Raw genomic sequence first — 18,232 nt, forward strand, 5'->3', positions numbered from 1 at the left:
CTGATACCAATAGGGGCTGAATCAGGGAGGGGAACACGATGAGCGAGCTGTCGAGCTCCAGCGGGCCGGTTTCGGGACTCTATGAGCAGTTGGTGACCCTGCGGCTCGAAGCGCAGCTCAAGGCTCTCTCGGATCGTGGTTGGCATGCGATCGATGAAGTGGTCGGTCCTGCGTCGTCTCCGCGGGTTCTGGCACAGCACGTGGCCGTCACGGTGCGCCGCATCTTGGAGGGGCTGCCTGCGGCAGAGCACGTGCATGCGGCCAACCAAATCCTCGAATCGATGAACACCATCGAGGGCGCACGTGAATGGGTCGAGCTCGTTGCCGATGGCCCGCGGCAGCTCCTCGCAATAGCGGAGCAGGAGGCTCAGGGCGCGTACCGCATCCGCCCTGTGACTCCCCTCGCGGAAACGGCCCTCCTCACCAACGCCCCAGAAGATCCCAGCCTGGGTTTCGAGCTGCGGGCCGAGCTCGCCACAGCTGACCGGGTAGACCTTTTGTGCGCTTTTGTGAAATGGCACGGTCTGCGTGTCATCGAGCAGTCGCTTGAATCGGCTCACGCACGAGGCGTCCCCATCCGGGTCATCACGACGACGTACATCGGAGCCACCGAACGGCAGGCACTTGATCGTCTCGTTCGTCAGTTCAATGCGGAAGTCAAGGTCAACTACGAGATCCGTTCGACCCGTCTGCACGCCAAGGCGTGGCTCTTCCGGCGGCACAGCGGCTATGACACCGCGTACGTCGGGAGCTCGAACCTGTCGAAGGCCGCACTCCTTGACGGGCTGGAGTGGAACGTTCGCCTCTCGTCCATTGCGACACCTGATGTCATCCGCAAGTTCGAGGCCACCTTTGACTCTTACTGGAACGACCCCGCTTTCGAGTCGTACGACCCGGAACGTGACGCCGAACGACTCAGCGAAGCACTCCAGATAGCAGGGCACGGAAAAGGCAATTCTTCGGACCAACGGATCACCCTGTCCGGACTGGAAGTACGCCCGTACCCTCACCAGCGGGACATGCTGGAACGCCTCCAGGTGGAGCGTGAGGTCCACGACCGGCACCGTAACCTCCTCGTGGCAGCGACCGGCACGGGCAAGACCGTCATGGCCGCCTTGGACTACAAGCACCTTCGACAGCAGCACGGCCGCGACCTGCGCTTGTTGTTCATCGCCCATCGGCAGGAAATCCTGCGCCAGTCGTTGCGCACCTACCAGGACGTCCTGGTGGACGCCAACTTCGGAGAAGAGCTCCACAGCGGCTTCGTACCCGAGGGCTGGAAGCACGTTTTTGCCAGTGTGCAGTCCCTGAAGGGGCAGCGGCTGGAGCAGCTGTCTCCCGATCACTTCGACGTCATCGTCATCGATGAGTTCCATCACGGCGTCTCATCCACCTACCGGAAAATCATCGAGCACTTCCAGCCCCTGGAGTTCCTGGGGCTCACAGCCACTCCAGAGCGCATGGACGGCCTGAATGTCCAAGACGAGTTCTTCGACGGTCGCATCGCGGCGGAGATGCGGCTGTGGGAAGCGTTGGAGAACGATCTCCTGAGCCCGTTCCACTACTTCGGGATCACCGACAGCACGGACATGAGCGCTGTCACCTGGAAGCGAGGAGCCTACGACTCCTCAGCACTCAGCAACCTGTTCACCGGGAACGAAGCCAGGGCGCGTCTCATCGTGCAGGCCGTCCAGGAGAAGGTCGCGGACCCCGGGACCATGCGAGCCCTCGGCTTCTGCGTCTCTGTCGCCCATGCCGTCTTCATGGCCGACTTCTTCCGGCAGGCCGGTCTCAAGGCGGTCGCACTGTCGGGTGAAACTCCCCAGCAAGAACGCAAGGCAGCGTTGAACGACCTGCGCGCCGGCGAGATCCAAGTCATCTTCTCAGTGGACCTCTTCAACGAGGGGCTGGACATCCCGGATGTCGACACCCTGCTCCTGCTGCGTCCGACCTCCAGCGCCACGGTCTTCCTCCAGCAGTTGGGGCGCGGCCTGCGTCGTACACAGGACAAGGCAGTCCTCACCGTGCTCGACTTCATCGGTCAGCACCGCAAGGAGTTCCGCTTCGAGGAGCAGTTCCGCGCCCTGACCAATCTGACGCGCAACCGCCTCCTCACCAACATCGAGCACGACTTTCCCCAGTTGCCGTCCGGCTGCCAAATCATCCTTGAGTCGAAGGCCAAGCAGCTGATCATCGACAACATCCGAAGCCAGATCAGCGTCAACATCACGCAGCTCGCCCAGGAGGTCAAACGGTACGGCACACCAAAACTCGCGGCATACCTCCACGAAAGCGGCCGCGAACTGAAAGAGCTCTACCGCGGCAACGGCAACTCGTGGACGGGGTTGCTCCGTCGGTCCGGGTTGCTGCCGAAGGAATCCCCACAAGGAGAAGAGGGGCTCCTCAAGCGTGTTTCAGCCTTCCACCATACCGATGACCCTGAACGGATCGCCGCCTACTCGAAGATCCTTGAGGACGACTCTCCGCGCTACAGCGAGTTGAGCGACCGGGACCAGGCTTTCGCCCGCATGCTCTACTTCTCGCTCTGGCCGCTCAGCGGGTTCACGAGCTACGAGGAGGGACTGGAGTCTCTCCGTCCCCATCAAGCCGTGCGAAGTGAGATCCGCCAGGTGTTGGCTTACGCCCTGGACCGACTCGAACACGTCCCTGTCAGCCTGAGCGGCTCCCTAGCCACCATTCCGTTGACCGTCCACGCCTCCTACAGCCGCGAGGAAATCCTCCCTGCGCTGGGGCAGGCCTTCGTGAACCGCGACGCCCCTGGCCACTTCCGCGAAGGGGTGAAGTGGTGCGACAGCATCAAGACGGACGCCCTATTCATCACCCTTGAAAAGGATGAGAAGGACTTCTCGCCCCAAACTCGTTACCACGACTACGCCGTGAGCGAGCTCCTCTTCCACTGGGAATCCCAGAACCGAATTTCGGACACCTCACCAACGGGCCGTCGATACCAGAATCACAAGGCAGAAGGCTCCCGCGTTCTCCTCTTCGTGCGCCGCTACAAGAAGACCGATATCGGCGGCCCGCAGCCCTGGATACTTTTGGGCCCAGCCAACTATGTCGAGCATAAGGGAAGTAAGCCGATGGAGATCAGGTGGGAACTTCAGCATAAAATTCCCGCTGATGTCTGGGCGTATTCCACGACCGTCACGAGGTAACCCTCGTTCATCGTTTCCTCTACCCAAAGGATGGAAGCCATAAAGAATGTAATGCCGAGCTGGGCTTGGGAGATCGCAAGGGTTGAGCTCGACGGTGTTCTTCCTCGGCGGTGGGCCCATAGTCAGGGAGTTGCTCAGCGGGCATCCGGGCTCGCTCAGCTTCTCGGCGCGAGGGCCGACTTATTGACTGCGGCTGCCACGCTGCACGACATCGGCTACGCGCCACGCCTGGCCACGACGGGGTTCCATCCGCTGGACGGGGCCCGGTTCCTTCGCGACGAGCACGGGGCCGACGAGCGGCTGACGCGACTGGTCGCGAATCACTCGTTCGCGCTCCTGGAAGCCGAGGAGCGGGGGCTGCGGGAGGAGCTCGCGAGCGAGTTTCCCTTGCTGGAGGAGCCGCTGTTGGTGGACGCGCTCGTGTACTGCGACATGACGACCACGCCCGACGGCGGCCGGACCACCGCCGAGGAGCGGGTCGCGGAGATCCTTGGCCGCTACGGGGACGACAGCGTGGTCGGGCGGTTCATCCGTCGGGCGGCGCCGGAGATCTTTGGCGCCGTGGGGCGGGTGGAGGCCGCGCTGGCGGCTCAGCCGAGGTAGGGGTAGGTGCCGGCGAGATAGTCGCCGATCTGCTGGCGCATGCTGGGGTGGATGTCGTACTGGTCGAGGTCGGCCGGCTGGACGAAGCGAACGCCGTCGGCCTCGTCGTTGACCGTCGGCTCACCACTGATGGGACGGCCGATGTAGGTGTTCTCGTACTGCTGGCGGATCTCGCCGTCGGTGTACGCCACGATGTGGTTCGGGTTGGTGTAGACACCGAGGAAGCCGGTGATCTCGGCGACGATTCCCGTCTCCTCCAGGCACTCGCGCACCGCGCACTCGGCGGCGGTCTCGCCGATGTCCTGGGCGCCGCCGGGCAGGGCCCATTGGCCGGTGTCACGGCGGCGCTGAAGCAGGATGGCGCCGCTGTCGTCGACGACCAGGAGGTTGCTGGCGGGGATGAGGGTGTTGGCCTTGGGGGCGTCGGGGTCGTTGTAGTACTCAGTCCTGCCCATGTGCGGCGGTCCCCTCCTGGTCGGGTGTCCACGGCCGTGCGCCTGCCCAGACGGCTTCGAAGCTCTGAGCGTAGTTGTCGAACCAGCCCATGGCATTCACTCTTCGCAGGTGGAACAGAGGGTTGGCACTCGCCGGCTGACCCCAGACGTGCGGGTTGACCAGCAGGTCGTCGTCGTACCGGAAGAGGGAGTTGTAGAGCGTGGTGTCATGGAGCCGCACCTCGCATCCTGCTTCGGACAACAGCGGACGGTAGTAGGTGAGGGAGGCGCGGATCTTCGCGGCGAGGGTGTCGCCGATGCCCTCTTCGCGACCACGGGTGATGGCTGCGTCGCCGCTCGGGTCGCCGAAGCAGAGGCGCACGCGTGCCCCAGTGGCCGCGCGTTCGGCGAGCATCTTGGCGACGTGCGGGTTGGTCTGGGCGAAGAAGGTGCCGGAGAAGATCAGGACATCGATCTGCCGCTGGGCGCCCTGGAGGAGGGCCAGCCATGTGTCACGGGGGACGCTGGCCCGGTTCTGGTAGGTGCCGATGATCTCGCCACTGCCTAAACCGGTGCCAGGCCGGCCGCTGCGCGACAGCGGTGCGGGCCAGAGAAAGGTCTCCTCGACACGCAGGTGCTGCGCAACGCTGAAGCGGTGCCGTGGATGGGGCACGCGTCCGCCGAGCCAGCGGCCGACGGTCTTGGGGTCCACTTCGCAGGCTTCGGCGAGCGATTCGGGAGATACACCGCGCTGGGCGAGTACGGAGTGAAGTCGCTCGTTCACGGACGTAATACAAGCCGAGTCGTGGGAGGAAGAGCAAGGACGTCTTACGCCGTTCCGCGACACCGGACGGCATCGAGCCCCTGCGTACGCTGGCGGTTCGCGGAGCTGCGGGTGCGCGGTACGGCTCTGTCGGGCACAAGGAGCGTACCCAAGTGCGTTTCCAGGAAGGGGCGAGGCGTTCTCCGTGCTCACGGAGAACATCGCGGCACATGCTGAGGTCCAGCTCGCCGCCTTCGACCTCGACTCTCTGCCCGATTCCTCCGTCAGCGCCTGCGGGACCGACGGAGTCCTCCTCTCGCGACGGCCGTCCTGCCATGCTTTCGAACACAGCGGGGCTGATGAGCCACTTCGAGGACATCACTACGCGCTGAAAACGTCCCAGGACGTCCTCGGAGTGTCCGTCTACGCGGTGACGCCGTCCACACCCACTCGGTCACGATCGATTCCTCCCCGCCAGCCAACCGGCCCAGGAGGCCCACGTGATCCGTGATGTCATCGGTATCTACAGAATCCGGATGCTGTACTTGCAGCTGCTGTACCGCTGCAACTTCTCCTGTCTGCACTGCTTCCACGGTGAGCGTCTGAAGCAGGCCGATGCCTTCACTGCCGAGGAGGCGGTCGGGCTCATCCGGCTCATGCGCGAGGACTACGGCACCGAGGCGGTGACCCTGCTCGGCGGTGAGCCCTTCCTCTACAAGGAGCTCGCGCAGGTCGTCCGCTACACCCGGCAGGAGCTGGGGATGCGGGTGGAGATCTGCACCAACGGCTACCGGATCGAGCGTCGTCTCACCGAGATCGCCCCCTACGTGGACCTGCTCCGGGTCTCGTTGGAGGGTGTCGCCGGCACCAACGACGACATCCGCAGGCAGGGCAGCTACCACGCCGCGCTCAGCACGCTGAACCTCGCTCGGGAGCTCGGCGTCACGACGGCCGCGACCATGACTGTGACCTCGCAGAACATCAACGAGGTGCTGCCTCTGGCACGGGTCATGCAACGGTTCGGTGCCCGTCAGCTCAAGCTGCACTGCCTCCGCCCGGTCGGCAACGCCGCCCACCATCCCGAGCTCCTGGTCGGTGACCCGACTGCGTACACCCGTCTCCGTGAAGACCTCCGGACGGCTGGGCTCTCCATCGAGGTGATCCTCGACGAAGACCTCGCCGAGGGCGGGGCTCCGGAGATCTGCACGCCGGTCGGCGGCCCTCGCGAAATCGAACGGATCGAGGCCGACCCGCGCGGCGCGCTCACCATGTCCTGCAAGGCTGTGGGCAAGGACTCGCACGCCTTCTGGTACGAGAAGGCCGCCCACCACATCGTCCACCGGCCCTCCGCCACCGACGAGCTCACCCTCGCCGTCCCGGACGTGGTGTACACCCGTGCCTGACCGGCCGTTCTTCGAGGCGCTCGAAGGCTTACGGGGCAGCGGGAAGTCCACCGTGGCGCCATTGCTCGCGGCAGCCAGGGGCGCGGTCCTGGTCCCCACCGTGCCGCTCTTCTACCAGCCGCTGCGGCGTCAGGTGGATCTACAAGAGAGCGTCGACGCCCGCTTGTGCTTCTACCTCTCGGCTCTGTTCACGGCTGTCGAGGAGATCCGAGGGCACCTCGCCGCTGGCACCCCCGTTGTCGTCGAGAGCTACTTCGCCCGGTGCCTCGCGAACCACCACGCCTTCGGGGCCCGCCTCGGCGTCACCCTCCCGCCCGACCTGCCCCAGCCCACCACGTACCACCTGCTGTGTGCGGAAGAAGAACGGCAACGGCGCCTCGCCCGAAGGATCAAGCCCGTCTCCTGGTGGGACGCCCTGAGCGAAGAAACCTCGGACCGGATCTCAACCGCCTACGCCCAGTTCCCGATGCATCGAATCGACACCACCGACAGGGCCCCGGAGCAGGTCGTCCAGACGATCCTCACCATCACTCAGGAAGGACATCCTCGTGCAGACACGGAGCCTGTGGGAGCACACCCTCACGTTCTTCCCCCAGTTCCTCGCCGCTCTGAAGGAGCGCACGTCTCCTGACGCCACGGTCGCGGTCGTCGGCGCGAGTGACGGCAAGTTCGTGCTGCCGCTCGCCGCCGCCGGTCACCGTGTCATCGCCATCGAGCGTGACCCCTTCGCTCTCCACGGAGGGGAGGTCAGCCTTCCGGGTGACACCCAGGCTCAGGCCCCCGGCCTCATCGACCGCCTCAAGGCCGAAGAACTCCACGACCGGGTCCAGGTCATCGGCGAGGACTTCCTCACGGCCGAGCTTCCCGAGAACCGCTGCGACGCCGTCTGGACGAGCTGTTCGTGGCACTACAGTGCCAACCACCACAGCCCTCTTGCCGACTTCGTCCAGCGCATGCAGTCCCTTGTTCGCGAAGGAGGCTTGTTCGGCGCGGAGTTCATGATGCCCATCGAAGAGCGCCACCAGCACATCGAGCACTACATCTCGCCCGAGAGGCTCTCCCGCCACTTCACCCCTGGTTGGGATGTACTGCTCACGGTGCGCACCAACCAGTTCATCGAGCGCCCGCACCTCGGCCAACCCCACGACCACACGCACCGCATGGGCCTGCTCATCGCAGCCCGCACCTCCAGCTGATCGCACACGGCAAGGAAGACGACCATGAAGCACGAGTACGAGGCCAAGTTCCTGAACATCGACGTCACCGCCCTCCAGAGCAAGCTCACCGCTCTGGGCGCCACGCGGGCGTTCCCCCGCACCCTCCTCACCCGCAAGATCTTCGAGAACGACGCCCTCGACGGCGGCGCGTGGCTCCGCCTGCGGGACGAGGGGAACCGCTCCACCCTCACCCTCAAGCAGGTCACCGACGCGACGACCATCGACGGTACTACCGAGATCGAGACCGAGGTCACCGATCTCCACGCCATGGCCGACATCCTCCGCCGCCTGGGCCTCACCGAGGTCCGCTACCAGGAGAACTACCGCGAGGAGTGGCGCCTGGGCGAGGTCGCCTTCGACTTCGACACCTGGCCGGACCTCCCCACGTTCGTCGAGATCGAAGCCCCGGACGAGGCGTCCGTCCGTCAGGCCGCCGATCTTCTCGATCTCGACTACACCGAAGCCCGATTCGGCAGCGTCGACGAGATCTACAAGAGCGAGACCGGCCGCGACATCCTCGCCGAGCCCACTCTGCTGTTCTCCGAGAAGGGCCGGTCGTGACCGCAGAGTTCGTTCGGGTGCCGGTCATCGCCGACGTCGTCGGGGGGCATACCGGGAAGCGCGACGACTTCAAGGGCGGGGTGGAGTCGGTCATCCGTCTGCGGCCGGAGTTCCCCGCCGAAACGCTGCGGGGCATCGAGGAGTTCTCCCACCTCCAGGTCACGTGGTTCTTCAACCTCGGTTCCCCGGACGACGTCGCCCTTCACGCGCGCAGTCCCCGCGACAACCCCGCCTGGCCGGCGACCGGGACCTTCGTGCACCACAACCACCGGCGTCCGGCCCGGCTCGCGACCTCTTTCCCCAGGCTCCTCAAGGTCGACGGGCTCGACCTGCACGTCACGGACCTCGATGCCGACGAGGGGACCCAAGTCGTCGATCTCGTGGCCGTGTTCCGGGAGATGCTTCCCCGTGGGCCCGTCACCCAGCCGGCATGGCCGGGCGAGATGCTGGCGGACTACTGACGGGACGCCTCCGAGCGCTGAGCCGAGGGGCGCAGGGACGCCACCGCGCTGCCGGAGGCCGAGACAAGGCCTTGAAGATCACCCGCACGAGTGCTGTTCACCCACCGTGGCCCTCTTGACACGCTGCGTGCGATACGGTCGCGCAAAACGGCCCTCGCCGATGGGTGCAACCATCGGCGAGGGCCTGAACCACTAGTGGAATAAGGGTCCACCGTGATCTACCGGCACTTTAACGCGCCCTCGCGTGCCTTCACGCAGTTCTCGCACGAGATCATCCGGCACCCGCGTCTCAACTCCGACGCCGTGCGCCTCCTGACCTGGCAGCTCTCCCTCCCCCAGGGCGCCCGCGAATCGCTCTCCCGAAGTGCCGAACGTGCCCGGATCGGGGCATGCGCGTTCACCCGCGCCAAGCGGCAGCTCAAGGAGGAGGGGTTCGTGCACGAGCGGCGGGTCCAGAGCGCCGGTGGGCTCTGGATCACCCAACAGCTCGTCTCCAGCTCCCCCCTGACCGCCGGTGAGGCCGCCAAGATCCTCGCGCGGACGCCCCTCCCCGGCTGCCGGGACGAGGTGTCCCCGCAGGTCGTACCGAGTCCCCGGAAGCGAGTCGCCGGTGTTCCGGCCGCCGGTGCTCCGGAGGCTCCGTCGACCGGCGGTCATCCAAAGAAACACCTGGGAGAAGACACCTCCGACCTTCCCCCGGCCCCCGCCGTCCCGGTCACCGAGCCGGTCACCGGGACGGTCGGCGGCCCCAGCGGTCCCGACGAGACCGCCCGGTCCGGCCACCACACCGACCAGCCCGACCACACCGATCAGCCCGACCACACCGGCCAGCCCGGCCACGAGACCGCACGCGCCGCCACCGGCTCCTCCAGCGAGGCGCCCTCCGACGAGGCTCCTTCCGGCGAAGCTCCTTCCGGCTCCCGGTGGGAAGAGGCCCGTGCCCTCGTCGGCGCGCTGCCGCTCCTCTCCCCCGTCCTCCGGAGCATCCCGCCCGGCATGCGCGACGAACTCGCCCGCCTCGCCGCCCGCTGGCTCGACGCCGGGCACACCTCCGCCGACGTCCACGAGCACGTCCTGCGCGGCCTGCCCGGTGCCGGGACGCCCGTCCACCGGCCCGGAGGGCTGGTCCGGTACCTGCTGCGGGAGGTACCGCCCCGCACCCTGCCGCCGTCCGTGCCGTCGCCGTCGATGCCGTCGCCGTCCGCGCCCCGGCTGTCCCCCCGGCTCGAAGGCACCCGCGAGTGCTCCGGCGACCACGTCCAGCCGATGCTGTTCCGGCCCGTCGGGGACGAGACGCTGTGCGCCCGGTGCGCCTCCCCCGCCCCGGACGGGCCCCCGCCGTCGCCCGCCCCGGAAGCCCACGGCGGCACCCGTGCCCCCGTCGCCCCCGGCCCCGCGCGAGCACTCCGCATGAGAGCTCCGCATGAGGGCTCCGTATGAGGGCACCCCGTAGAGGCCCCGCGCAACGGCCCCGTACGCACCTCGTACGCTCGGAGGACGACCCGTCGACCCGAGAGGCCCCGCCATGCCCCGCATCCCCTCCCCCGCCGTAGCCGCCGCCGGACTCGTCGGCGGGTACGCCGTCGCCCGCTGGACCAAGAAGCGGCCGCTCGGCGGTGCCGTGCTCGCCGTGGCGGGCGGGGTGGCCGCACGGGAGTGGCAGCGGACCGGCGGGACCAGGGCCTCCGTCGGGCTGACCACCGCCTACGTCGCCGCGTTCGCCGGGTCGCACCCGCTCGCGAAGAGGATCGGGGCCTGGCCCGCCGTGTTCTCCGTGGCCGGGGCCGTCGCCGCCGCCTCCTGGGCCGTCACCCGCGACAAGGGCTGAAAGCACCCGCACCCGCACCTGGCCGTCGCCCGCGACAAGGGCCGAACCGGCACCACGGACCGAGGGGGCTCAGCCTCCCAGCCCGTGGCTCACCGTGTAGATCAGCAGCCCCGCGAGCGCGCCCACCACCGTGCCGTTGATGCGGATGAACTGGAGGTCGCGGCCGATGTTCGCCTCGATCTTCCTCGACGTCTGGGTGGCGTCCCAGCCCGCGACCGTGTCCGTGATCAGGGACGTGATCTCGGTGCGGTACGTGGTGACGAGGTAGGCCGCCGCGTCCTCCGCCCAGCCGTCGACCTTCGCCTGGAGGCGGGCGTCCGACGAGAGGCGCCGGCCCAGGGAGATCAGGGAGGCGCGGGCGCGCAGGCGGAGCTGGCTGTGGTCGTCCTCGGCCGCCGCGATGATCAGGGCCCGGACCGACGCCCAGGCCGAGGCGATGACGTCCTGGACCTCGGGCCGGGCCAGCAGGTCCGACTTCAGGCGCTCGACGCGGGCCCGGGTGTCCGTGTCCGCCTGGAGTTCGGCCGCGAAGTCCGCGAGGAAGCGGTCGATCGCGCCCCGCGCCGGATGCCCCGGCATGTCCCGCATCTCGGTGACGAAGCGCAGCAGCTCCTTGTAGACGCGCTCCCCGATGCGCTTGTCCACGAAGCGCGGGGTCCAGCCCGGCGCGCCGCCCTGGACGGCGTCCATCACCGAGTCCCCGTGGGTGACGAGCCAGTCGTGGGCCCGGGAGCAGATCAGGTCCACCCCCCGGCGGTGCGCCCCGTCGTCGACCACCTTCTCCAGCGTCTTGCCCAGGGGCGGCGCGATCTCCATCGCCTCCGCCCTCCGGGTGACCGCCTCCCCCACGACCGCCTGCACGTCCGAGTCGCGCAGCACCGTCAGCGCGCCCCGCAGGGCCGTGGAGAGCTCCGCCACCACCCGGTCCGCGTGGGCCGGGTCCGCCAGCCAGGCGCCCAGCCGGCCCCCGATGCCCAGGGCGGTGAGCCTGCCGCGCACGACGTCCGCCGACAGGAAGTTCTCGCCCACGAAGGTGCCCAGGGACGCGCCCAGCTGGTCCTTCTTCTTCGGGATGATCGCGGTGTGCGGGATCGGCAGGCCCAGCGGGTGCCGGAAGAGGGCGGTCACCGCGAACCAGTCCGCGAGCGCGCCGACCATGCCCGCCTCCGCCGCCGCGGCGACGTATCCGGCCCAGGCCCCCGCCCCCGCGTTCCGCGCCCACGTCGCCAGGGCGTAGATCACGGCGACGAGGAGCAGCAGGGACGTCGCCAGCGTCTTCATCCGCCGGACGCCCCTGCTCTTCTCCTCGTCCGCCGCCGTGTACGAGAAACCCACCATGGTCGACCTCCTACCTCAGGGACTCCCGGCGCTCGTCCCGAGTTCCCCCGTACATCTTCGCGATCACCGCCTCGATGTCCGGTTCCCGCACCGAGAGGTCCACCAGGGGATGTGCCGCCGCCACCGCGGCGACCAGCGGGGCCGCCGACGCCGTCGCCGGGAACGCGAGCCACTGGCGGGGGCCCTCCGCCCGTACGAAGCGGGCGCCGGGCACCTCGATCGGGGGCCGTTCGCGCTCCAGGTCCACCACGAGGAGCCGTTCGCTCCCGCCCGCCGCGTGCAGGCCGGCCAGACCGCCGTCGTACACCAGGCGCCCGTGGTCGATGACCATCACCCGGGAGCAGAGCTGTTCGATGTCGGTCAGGTCGTGCGTGGTCAGGAGGACCGTGGTGCCGCGCTCGCGGTTCAGGTCCCTCAGGAACTCCCGCACCCTCGCCCTGGAGACCACGTCCAGGCCGATCGTCGGCTCGTCCAGGTACAGCACCTCGGGGTCGTGCAGCAGGGCCGCCGCGATGTCGCCGCGCATCCGCTGGCCGAGCGAGAGCTGCCGCACGGGCACGTCGAGCAGGTCCCCGAGGTCCAGGAGTTCCACGCACCGGGCCAGGTTCTCCCGGTAGCGGGCGTCCGGGACGCGGTACATGCGGTGGACCAGCCGGTACGAGTCCTTCAGCGGCAGGTCCCACCAGAGCGTGGTCCGCTGCCCGAACACCACTCCCATCCGCCGGGCCAGGCGGGTGCGTTCCCGCGCCGGGTCGATGCCGGCGACCCTCAGCCGGCCGCCGCTGGGGGTGAGGATGCCGGTCAGCATCTTGACGGTGGTGGACTTCCCGGCGCCGTTGGGCCCGATGTACCCGACCATCTCGCCGCGCTCCACGCCGAACGAGATCCCGTCGACCGCCCGGACCTCGCGCTTCTCCCGGCGGAACAGGGCCGCCCGGCGGCGGACCGTGAAGGTCTTCTCGACCCCGTCCAGATGGATGAAGGGTTCGGTCGGAGTCATGGCCTCAGCTTCCCGTCGATCGGTACGAACGGATTCCCGCCCGCCAGGCGAGGCCGGCCGCCCCGCAACACAGGAGCGCCACCGCGGGCGACGCGAACGCCGCCCACTCCGGCACCCCGGCCGGGGCCGGCCGGCCGAGTACGTACAGGGCGGGCAGCCAGCTCACGAACGCCAGCGGCACGACGTACACGACCCCCCGCACCAGCTCCTGCGCGAAGATCGTCGGCGGGTACTGCAGGAGGGTGTTCCCGCCGTACGTGAAGGAGTTCGTGACCTCCGCCGCGTCCTGGACCCAGAAGAGGGCGGACGCGCCGATCACCATCACGGCGGCGAAGATCACCGCCCCGCAGACCACCGTCACCGGCAGCAGCACCGCCTTCGCCGGCGTCCAGTCCACGTCGAGCAGGAGCAGGCTCCAGACCAGGACGAACAGCGCCTGCGCGACCCGGCCGAAGCGGCGCAGCGCGAACTTGTCCGCCGCGACCTGGGCGAGCAGCGGCGCCGGGCGCGTCAGGAAGACGTCGAGCGAACCGTCCCTGACCCGGCCGCCCATCCGCTGGAGCGAACCCGTCGTCAGGTCCGCGATCCCGAAGGACGTGCCGGCCGTCCCGTACAGGAGGGCGACCTCCGCGAAGGAGAAGCCGCCGAGCCCCTCCACCCGGCCGAACATCAGGAGGATGACGACGAAGTCGAAGAAGGTCACGCAGAAGCTGGTGAAGAGGGTGAGGGCGAAGGAGGCGCGGTACGTCATCGTGGACCGGATCCACATGGCCGCCACCATCCGGTAGGTGCGGAGGGAGTCGCCGAGGCCGTCGCGGGTGCGGTGCGGGCCGTCCGCCCCGCCGTGCGTACGGGAGCGGGCCCCGTCCGGGAGGCCGGTCGTCTCAGCCACCCTGCACCACCACCTTCCGCGTCGCCGCCGCCTGCGCCGCCCGGCCCGCGCCGAGCAGGACCAGGGCCCAGCAGCCCTGGAAGCCGTACGCCCCCGCCAGGTCCCAGCCCTCGTACCTGCCCAGGTACACGTCGGCCGGGACCTGGAGGAGCGAGGCCCAGGGCAGCAGCCGGGCCACCTCGCCCAGGGCCCCCGGGAAGACGTTCAGCGGGAGCAGCATCCCCGAGAAGAAGAGGCCGCCCAGCCAGGCCACCTGGACCACCCCCTGGCCGTCGAGCAGCCAGAACGCGCTCATCGCCACCAGGTACCAGAGGGCGAAGCCGACCACCGAGCCCAGCGCCACGGCCAGCAGGAACGCCGCCCAGCCGCCCGGCCCCGACGGCAGGGTGAAGCCGAAGACGAGGGCGCCGAGCGTCATCGGGGCGACGCCCCGGCCCAGGAGCTGGAAGGCGGCCCGGCCCGCGTTGGCCGAGAACCACCAGGCCTGGAGGTCGGCGGGGCGGTAGAGGTCGACGGCGATGTCGCCGGTCCTGATCCGCTCGATCAGCTCGTCCTCGAAGCCGCCGCCCATGAGGCCGCAGACGGTGATCAGGGCCTGCCCGATCCACACGTAGGCGAGGGCGTCGTCCGCGGAGTAGCCGCCCAGGTGCGGCCGTTCGTCCCACAGGGCGAGGTACGTGCAGGAGAGGACGAGACCGAAGACGCTGTTGGTGAAGACGCCCGCCGCCGTCGCCACCCGGTAGGTGGCGTGGCGCCGGAACCCGCCCGCGGCCACCGTCGCGTACAGCCGCAGCATGGGGATTCCTTCCCTGGGCGGAGAGCGGGGGCCCCTCCGGAGAACGGCGAAGCGCACGACCCTAGCGGGAGCACGGCCGCCGTCGCGACCCGTTTTCGCGTCAGGTCCGGGTCGCGTTCAGATGTTGTGTCGCTTTAAGGGCAATATGCTCTTCATGTCCTCTTCATCCGGTACGAGCGGCCCGATCGGCACCCCCCGGGCGTCCCGCCCGGGCTGGGAGCCGAGGGACCCCACCCTTCCCGCGCCGAAGACCGCCCGGACGGACGGAAAACCCCGCCCGCCCCGCCGCGGCCCCCTCCGCCGCCTCCTGCGGCGCCTCCTCGGGCTCCTCCTGCTCGGCACGCTGCTCCTCGCCGGCGCCCTCGTCGCCGGCTACCTCCTGGTGGACGTCCCCCCGGCCAACGCCGCCGCCGTCGCCCAGACGAACGTCTACCTCTACCGGGACGGCACCCCCCTCGCCCGCGACGGCGAGGTCAACCGCGAGAACGTCCGGCTCGACCGGGTCCCGCTCTCCTTCCGGCGGGCCGTCCTCGCCGCCGAGGAACGCGACTTCACCACCTCGCGCGCCGTCGACCCCAAGGCGATGGTCCGCGCCGCCTGGAACACCGTCACCGGCAAGGGCCGCCAGTCCGGCTCCACCCTCACCCAGCAGTACGTCAAGAACTACTACCTCGGCCAGGAACAGACCCTCACCCGCAAGGTGAAGGAGTTCTTCATCGCGATCAGGCTCGGCCGCGAGAAGAGCAAGGACGAGATCCTCCAGGGCTACCTGAACACCAGCTACTTCGGCCGCAACGCCTACGGCGCGCAGGCCGCCGCCCGCGCCTACTACGGCAAGGACGTCGCACACCTGGACACCGCCGAGGGCGCGTACCTCGCCTCCCTCCTCAAGGCCCCCAGCGCCTACGACGTCACCACCCACCCCGAGAACCGCGCCAAGGCCGTCGCCCGATGGCACTACGTCCTCGACGGCATGGTCGGCGAAGGCTGGCTGGGCCGCGCGGAACGCGCCGCCCTCCGCTTCCCCGCCCCGCAGCCCGCCCGGCGCGCCGCCACCCTGTCCGGGCAGCGCGGCTACCTCGTCCGGGCCGTCGAGGACCACCTGACCGGACGCGGGATCATCGACGAGAAGACCCTCGCCGCCGGCGGCTTCCGGATCACGACCACCCTGGAACCCGCCAGGCAGGACGCCCTCGTCCGCGCCGTGGAGGACCGGGTCGTGTCCCGGCTCGACCCGGCGCGCCGCCCCGCCGACCGGTACGTGCGCGTCGGGGCGGCGGCCGTCGACCCGGCGACCGGCAAGGTCCTCGCGATGTACGGCGGGATCGACTACACCCGCCAGTACGTCAACAACGCCACCCGCCGCGACTACCAGGTGGGCTCCACCTTCAAGCCCTTCGTCCTCACGGCGGCCGTGCAGAGCGGCGCGCAGACCCAGCAGGGCCTGCCGATCACCCCGCACACCCTGTACGACGGGACCAACCGGCGCCCGGTGGAGGGCTGGAACGGCGCCCCCTACGACCCGGCCAACGAGGACGACGCGAACTACGGCGAGATCCCCGTCGACACCGCCACCGACCTGTCGGTGAACGCCGTGTACGCCCAGATGGCGGTCGACGTCGGCCCCGCCCGCGTGCGCCGGACCGCCGTCGCCCTCGGCGTGCCCGGCTCCACCCCCGACCTCACCGCCTCCCCCTCCATCGCGCTCGGCCCGGCCACGGCCAGCGTCCTGGACATGGCCACCGCGTACGCGGCGCTCGCCGCCCACGGCAGGCACGGCGGGTACTCCCTGGTCGAGGGCGTCTCCAAGGACGGCACGGCGCTCCCGCTCCCGGCCCCCCGGTTCCGGCAGGCGGTCTCCCGGGAGGCCGCCGACACGACCACCTCGGTCCTGCGGGGCGTCATCGCCACGGGCACGGGGACGGCCGCGCGGACCGTCGGACGCCCGGCGGCGGGCAAGACGGGAACGGCGGAGGACGACAAGGCCGCCTGGTTCGCGGGCTACACCCCGGACCTGGCGGCGGTCGTCGCGCTGATGGGCCAGGACCCGGAGACGGGACACCAGAAGCCGCTGTACGGGGCCCTCGGACAACCCCGGGTCGGCGGGGGCGGGCCACCCGCCGAGATCTGGGGCGCCTTCGCCCGCGAAGCCCTCGCGGGAACGGCCCCGAAGGAGTTCGACCTCCGGCCGATGCCGGGGGCCGAGGGACCGGCGGCCGTGCCGGTGACGGCGGACGCGTCCACCCCGCCGGCCCCGCCGTCCCCCTCCCCGAACCCCGCGAACTCCGCGAACCCTTCCGGCCCGCCGAACCCGCCGGACCCGTCGCCCCCGTCGGAGGGGGACGTGGCCGGGGAGTACGTGCCGGAGGCGACCGGAGAGGCCGGACCGGCGGCGGCCACACCGGCCCCGGCGGCGGAACGGGGAACGGCGGCCACACCGGCCCCGGCGGAACGGGCACCGGCGGCGGACGGCCCCCCGGACACCGCCCCGGCGACCGGACGGCCCCGCACCGCCGCCCCGGAGCCCGGCCCCTCCCGTACCGCCGAACGGGGTCAGTGACCCGACGTCGCCTTCAGTCCCACCACCGCGACGAGCAGCAGACAGACGAAGAAAATGCGGGCGGCGGTCGCCGGCTCCCCCAGCACCACCATGCCGAACACCGCCGCCCCGGCCGCGCCGATGCCGACCCACACCCCGTACGCCGTACCGATCGGCAGCGTCCTGGCGGCCTGCGAGAGCAGCAGCATCGAGGCCACGATCCCCGCACCGGTGAACACACTGGGCCAGAGACGGGTGAACCCGTCGGTGTACTTCATCCCGACCGACCAGGCGACTTCCAGCAGACCCGCGACGACGAGCAGGACCCACGCCATGACGACGACACCTCCGTGAGACGGAACGACAGGGGTGCGTCGTCTTGTCGTGTACCCGGTACGGCGCGTCTCGTCGGGGGACGACCAGGCTAGCAAAGAACGGCCGAAGGCCCCGGTGACCGCGGTCACCGGGGCCTTCGCGCACCCGTCGTCACAGATACAGCCCGGTCGAGTCGGACGTCCCCTGGAACCGGTCCGCGGCCACCGCGTGCAGGTCGCGCTCCCGCATCAGGACGTACGCGACCCCCCGCACCTCGACCTCGGCACGGTCCTCGGGGTCGTACAGGACCCGGTCACCGGTCTCGACCGTACGGACGTTCTGGCCGACCGCCACCACCTCGGCCCAGGCGAGGCGACGGCCGACCGCGGCGGTCGCCGGAATCAGGATGCCGCCACCGGAACGCCGCTCCCCCTCCGGGGAGTCGGTACGGACCAGGACCCGGTCGTGAAGCATCCGGATGGGCAGCTTGTCGTGCGTGTTCTCGCTCACGGGGTGAACCTACCCGCCCGGGCGCGGCCCCCGTGAACGGGAGCCGTCACTTGTCCTTGCGGGTGGTGGCGGCGACCAGCCCGATCACCGCCACCACCGCGAGCGCCGCCGGCACCACGCGCTCCAGACGGGGCGTGCCGTCCGCGTGGGTGAAACGTGCCTTCACATCCGAGACCACCCGGTTGACGGCGACGAAGGCACGCCCGGCGGTCTGGTCGACCGTCGACGCCACCTTGGCCTTCGCGTCTCCGATGATCGTCTTCGGGTGCACTCGAATGCCGATCTCGTCGAGAGTGACGGCGAGCTGCTCGCGCCGGCGGACGATGTCCGCCTCGATCTGCGCAGGGGTCCTGGCCTCCGACACCGCGCTGCCTCCGTAGTCGTGATCCGGTCGTT

19 protein-coding genes and 1 riboswitch are annotated in these 18,232 nt (G+C 69.6%); of the genes, 10 read left to right on the forward strand and 9 right to left on the reverse strand.

What is annotated here, in order from left to right; genetic code table 11:
* Positions 1-38: 38 nt before the first annotated feature.
* Both ACZ3IL_RS08635 and ACZ3IL_RS08640 read left to right on the forward strand, forming a co-directional pair.
* Entirely contained in the window at positions 39-3,176 is a 3,138-nt protein-coding gene (locus tag ACZ3IL_RS08635) for a DEAD/DEAH box helicase (RefSeq protein ID WP_467387972.1), read from the forward strand.
* A gap of 51 nt (positions 3,177-3,227) precedes the next feature.
* Positions 3,228-3,779 (forward strand): HD domain-containing protein, encoded by a 552-nt coding sequence (locus ACZ3IL_RS08640; RefSeq protein WP_467388222.1) that lies wholly within the window; start codon positions 3,228-3,230, stop codon positions 3,777-3,779.
* Here ACZ3IL_RS08640 and ACZ3IL_RS08645 read toward each other — a convergent pair.
* Both ACZ3IL_RS08645 and ACZ3IL_RS08650 read right to left on the reverse strand, forming a co-directional pair.
* A complete protein-coding gene (locus ACZ3IL_RS08645) occupies positions 3,767-4,234 on the reverse strand; it encodes an NUDIX hydrolase (protein WP_467387974.1) in 468 nt (155 codons plus the stop codon). The genes ACZ3IL_RS08640 and ACZ3IL_RS08645 overlap by 13 nt on opposite strands.
* Positions 4,221-4,997 carry an XRE family transcriptional regulator gene (locus ACZ3IL_RS08650; protein WP_467387976.1) on the reverse strand — a complete coding sequence of 259 codons (777 nt, stop codon included), beginning with the start codon at positions 4,995-4,997 and terminating at the stop codon, positions 4,221-4,223. Before ACZ3IL_RS08650 ends, ACZ3IL_RS08645 begins: the two co-directional genes overlap by 14 nt.
* A 479-nt stretch (positions 4,998-5,476) precedes the next feature.
* On the opposite strand from ACZ3IL_RS08650, the gene ACZ3IL_RS08655 reads away from it, so the two are divergent.
* The 7 genes from ACZ3IL_RS08655 to ACZ3IL_RS08685 all read left to right on the forward strand — a co-directional run bounded on the left by ACZ3IL_RS08655 (position 5,477) and on the right by ACZ3IL_RS08685 (position 10,446).
* Positions 5,477-6,379 carry a radical SAM protein gene (locus ACZ3IL_RS08655; RefSeq protein ID WP_467387978.1) on the forward strand — a complete coding sequence of 301 codons (903 nt, stop codon included), beginning with the start codon at positions 5,477-5,479 and terminating at the stop codon, positions 6,377-6,379.
* Positions 6,372-7,010, forward strand: a complete 639-nt coding sequence (locus ACZ3IL_RS08660; protein WP_467387980.1) for a P-loop nucleotide/nucleoside kinase family protein — start codon at positions 6,372-6,374, stop codon at positions 7,008-7,010. Before ACZ3IL_RS08655 ends, ACZ3IL_RS08660 begins: the two co-directional genes overlap by 8 nt.
* Complete coding sequence (locus tag ACZ3IL_RS08665) at positions 6,928-7,575, forward strand: class I SAM-dependent methyltransferase (RefSeq protein ID WP_467387982.1); 648 nt, start codon at positions 6,928-6,930, stop codon at positions 7,573-7,575. Before ACZ3IL_RS08660 ends, ACZ3IL_RS08665 begins: the two co-directional genes overlap by 83 nt.
* A 24-nt stretch (positions 7,576-7,599) precedes the next feature.
* Positions 7,600-8,157: a class IV adenylate cyclase gene (locus ACZ3IL_RS08670; protein WP_467387983.1), complete on the forward strand. Its 558-nt coding sequence runs from the start codon at positions 7,600-7,602 to the stop codon at positions 8,155-8,157.
* Positions 8,154-8,618: a TrmO family methyltransferase domain-containing protein gene (locus ACZ3IL_RS08675; protein ID WP_467387985.1), complete on the forward strand. Its 465-nt coding sequence runs from the start codon at positions 8,154-8,156 to the stop codon at positions 8,616-8,618. The genes ACZ3IL_RS08670 and ACZ3IL_RS08675 overlap by 4 nt, the downstream gene beginning before the upstream one ends.
* A gap of 213 nt (positions 8,619-8,831) precedes the next feature.
* Complete coding sequence (locus ACZ3IL_RS08680) at positions 8,832-10,058, forward strand: hypothetical protein (RefSeq protein ID WP_467387987.1); 1,227 nt, start codon at positions 8,832-8,834, stop codon at positions 10,056-10,058.
* A gap of 85 nt (positions 10,059-10,143) precedes the next feature.
* On the forward strand, positions 10,144-10,446 hold the full coding sequence (locus tag ACZ3IL_RS08685; RefSeq protein WP_467387989.1) for a hypothetical protein: 303 nt from the start codon (positions 10,144-10,146) through the stop codon (positions 10,444-10,446).
* Positions 10,447-10,515: 69 nt separating this feature from the next.
* Here the strand turns inward: ACZ3IL_RS08685 and ACZ3IL_RS08690 are convergent, their stop codons facing one another.
* From ACZ3IL_RS08690 to ACZ3IL_RS08705, 4 genes are read right to left on the reverse strand one after another with little or no spacing between them, the layout of a single operon-like run.
* Positions 10,516-11,784, reverse strand: a complete 1,269-nt coding sequence (locus ACZ3IL_RS08690) for a DUF445 domain-containing protein (RefSeq protein ID WP_467387991.1) — start codon at positions 11,782-11,784, stop codon at positions 10,516-10,518.
* 10 nt (positions 11,785-11,794) lie between these two features.
* Complete coding sequence (locus ACZ3IL_RS08695) at positions 11,795-12,784, reverse strand: ABC transporter ATP-binding protein (RefSeq protein ID WP_467387993.1); 990 nt, start codon at positions 12,782-12,784, stop codon at positions 11,795-11,797.
* Positions 12,785-12,788: 4 nt separating this feature from the next.
* Positions 12,789-13,676 (reverse strand): ABC transporter permease, encoded by an 888-nt coding sequence (locus ACZ3IL_RS08700; protein ID WP_467387995.1) that lies wholly within the window; start codon positions 13,674-13,676, stop codon positions 12,789-12,791.
* On the reverse strand, positions 13,669-14,469 hold the full coding sequence (locus ACZ3IL_RS08705) for an ABC transporter permease (RefSeq protein ID WP_467388224.1): 801 nt from the start codon (positions 14,467-14,469) through the stop codon (positions 13,669-13,671). The genes ACZ3IL_RS08700 and ACZ3IL_RS08705 overlap by 8 nt, the downstream gene beginning before the upstream one ends.
* Before the next feature lie 157 nt (positions 14,470-14,626).
* Here ACZ3IL_RS08705 and ACZ3IL_RS08710 point away from each other — a divergent pair, with 157 nt between their 5' ends.
* A complete protein-coding gene (locus ACZ3IL_RS08710) occupies positions 14,627-17,032 on the forward strand; it encodes a transglycosylase domain-containing protein (RefSeq protein ID WP_467387997.1) in 2,406 nt (801 codons plus the stop codon).
* Here the strand turns inward: ACZ3IL_RS08710 and ACZ3IL_RS08715 are convergent.
* The 3 genes from ACZ3IL_RS08715 to ACZ3IL_RS08725 form a co-directional block, all read right to left on the reverse strand.
* Positions 17,026-17,346 (reverse strand): DMT family transporter, encoded by a 321-nt coding sequence (locus ACZ3IL_RS08715; protein WP_467387999.1) that lies wholly within the window; start codon positions 17,344-17,346, stop codon positions 17,026-17,028. The genes ACZ3IL_RS08710 and ACZ3IL_RS08715 overlap by 7 nt on opposite strands.
* A gap of 33 nt (positions 17,347-17,379) precedes the next feature.
* Positions 17,380-17,445: riboswitch (guanidine-III (ykkC-III) riboswitch) on the reverse strand.
* Between the two features lie 52 nt (positions 17,446-17,497).
* Positions 17,498-17,836: a GroES family chaperonin gene (locus tag ACZ3IL_RS08720; protein WP_030222196.1), complete on the reverse strand. Its 339-nt coding sequence runs from the start codon at positions 17,834-17,836 to the stop codon at positions 17,498-17,500.
* Between the two features lie 46 nt (positions 17,837-17,882).
* Entirely contained in the window at positions 17,883-18,200 is a 318-nt protein-coding gene (locus ACZ3IL_RS08725; RefSeq protein WP_467388001.1) for a DUF3618 domain-containing protein, read from the reverse strand.
* Positions 18,201-18,232: the final 32 nt, after the last annotated feature.

This window comes from Streptomyces sp. NPDC014907 (genome assembly GCF_055562975.1).

Excerpts from the sequence above, each read along its gene's own strand:
- ACZ3IL_RS08635 (WP_467387972.1), top strand. The coding sequence starts at position 39 with ATGAGCGAGCTGTCGAGCTCCAGCGGGCCGGTTTCGGGACTCTATGAG.
- ACZ3IL_RS08640 (WP_467388222.1), top strand. The coding sequence starts at position 3,228 with ATGCCGAGCTGGGCTTGGGAGATCGCAAGGGTTGAGCTCGACGGTGTT.
- ACZ3IL_RS08645 (WP_467387974.1), bottom strand. The coding sequence starts at position 4,234 with ATGGGCAGGACTGAGTACTACAACGACCCCGACGCCCCCAAGGCCAAC.
- ACZ3IL_RS08670 (WP_467387983.1), top strand. The coding sequence starts at position 7,600 with ATGAAGCACGAGTACGAGGCCAAGTTCCTGAACATCGACGTCACCGCC.
- ACZ3IL_RS08685 (WP_467387989.1), top strand. The coding sequence starts at position 10,144 with ATGCCCCGCATCCCCTCCCCCGCCGTAGCCGCCGCCGGACTCGTCGGC.
- ACZ3IL_RS08690 (WP_467387991.1), bottom strand. The coding sequence starts at position 11,784 with ATGGTGGGTTTCTCGTACACGGCGGCGGACGAGGAGAAGAGCAGGGGC.
- ACZ3IL_RS08695 (WP_467387993.1), bottom strand. The coding sequence starts at position 12,784 with ATGACTCCGACCGAACCCTTCATCCATCTGGACGGGGTCGAGAAGACC.
- ACZ3IL_RS08710 (WP_467387997.1), top strand. The coding sequence starts at position 14,627 with ATGTCCTCTTCATCCGGTACGAGCGGCCCGATCGGCACCCCCCGGGCG.
- ACZ3IL_RS08715 (WP_467387999.1), bottom strand. The coding sequence starts at position 17,346 with ATGGCGTGGGTCCTGCTCGTCGTCGCGGGTCTGCTGGAAGTCGCCTGG.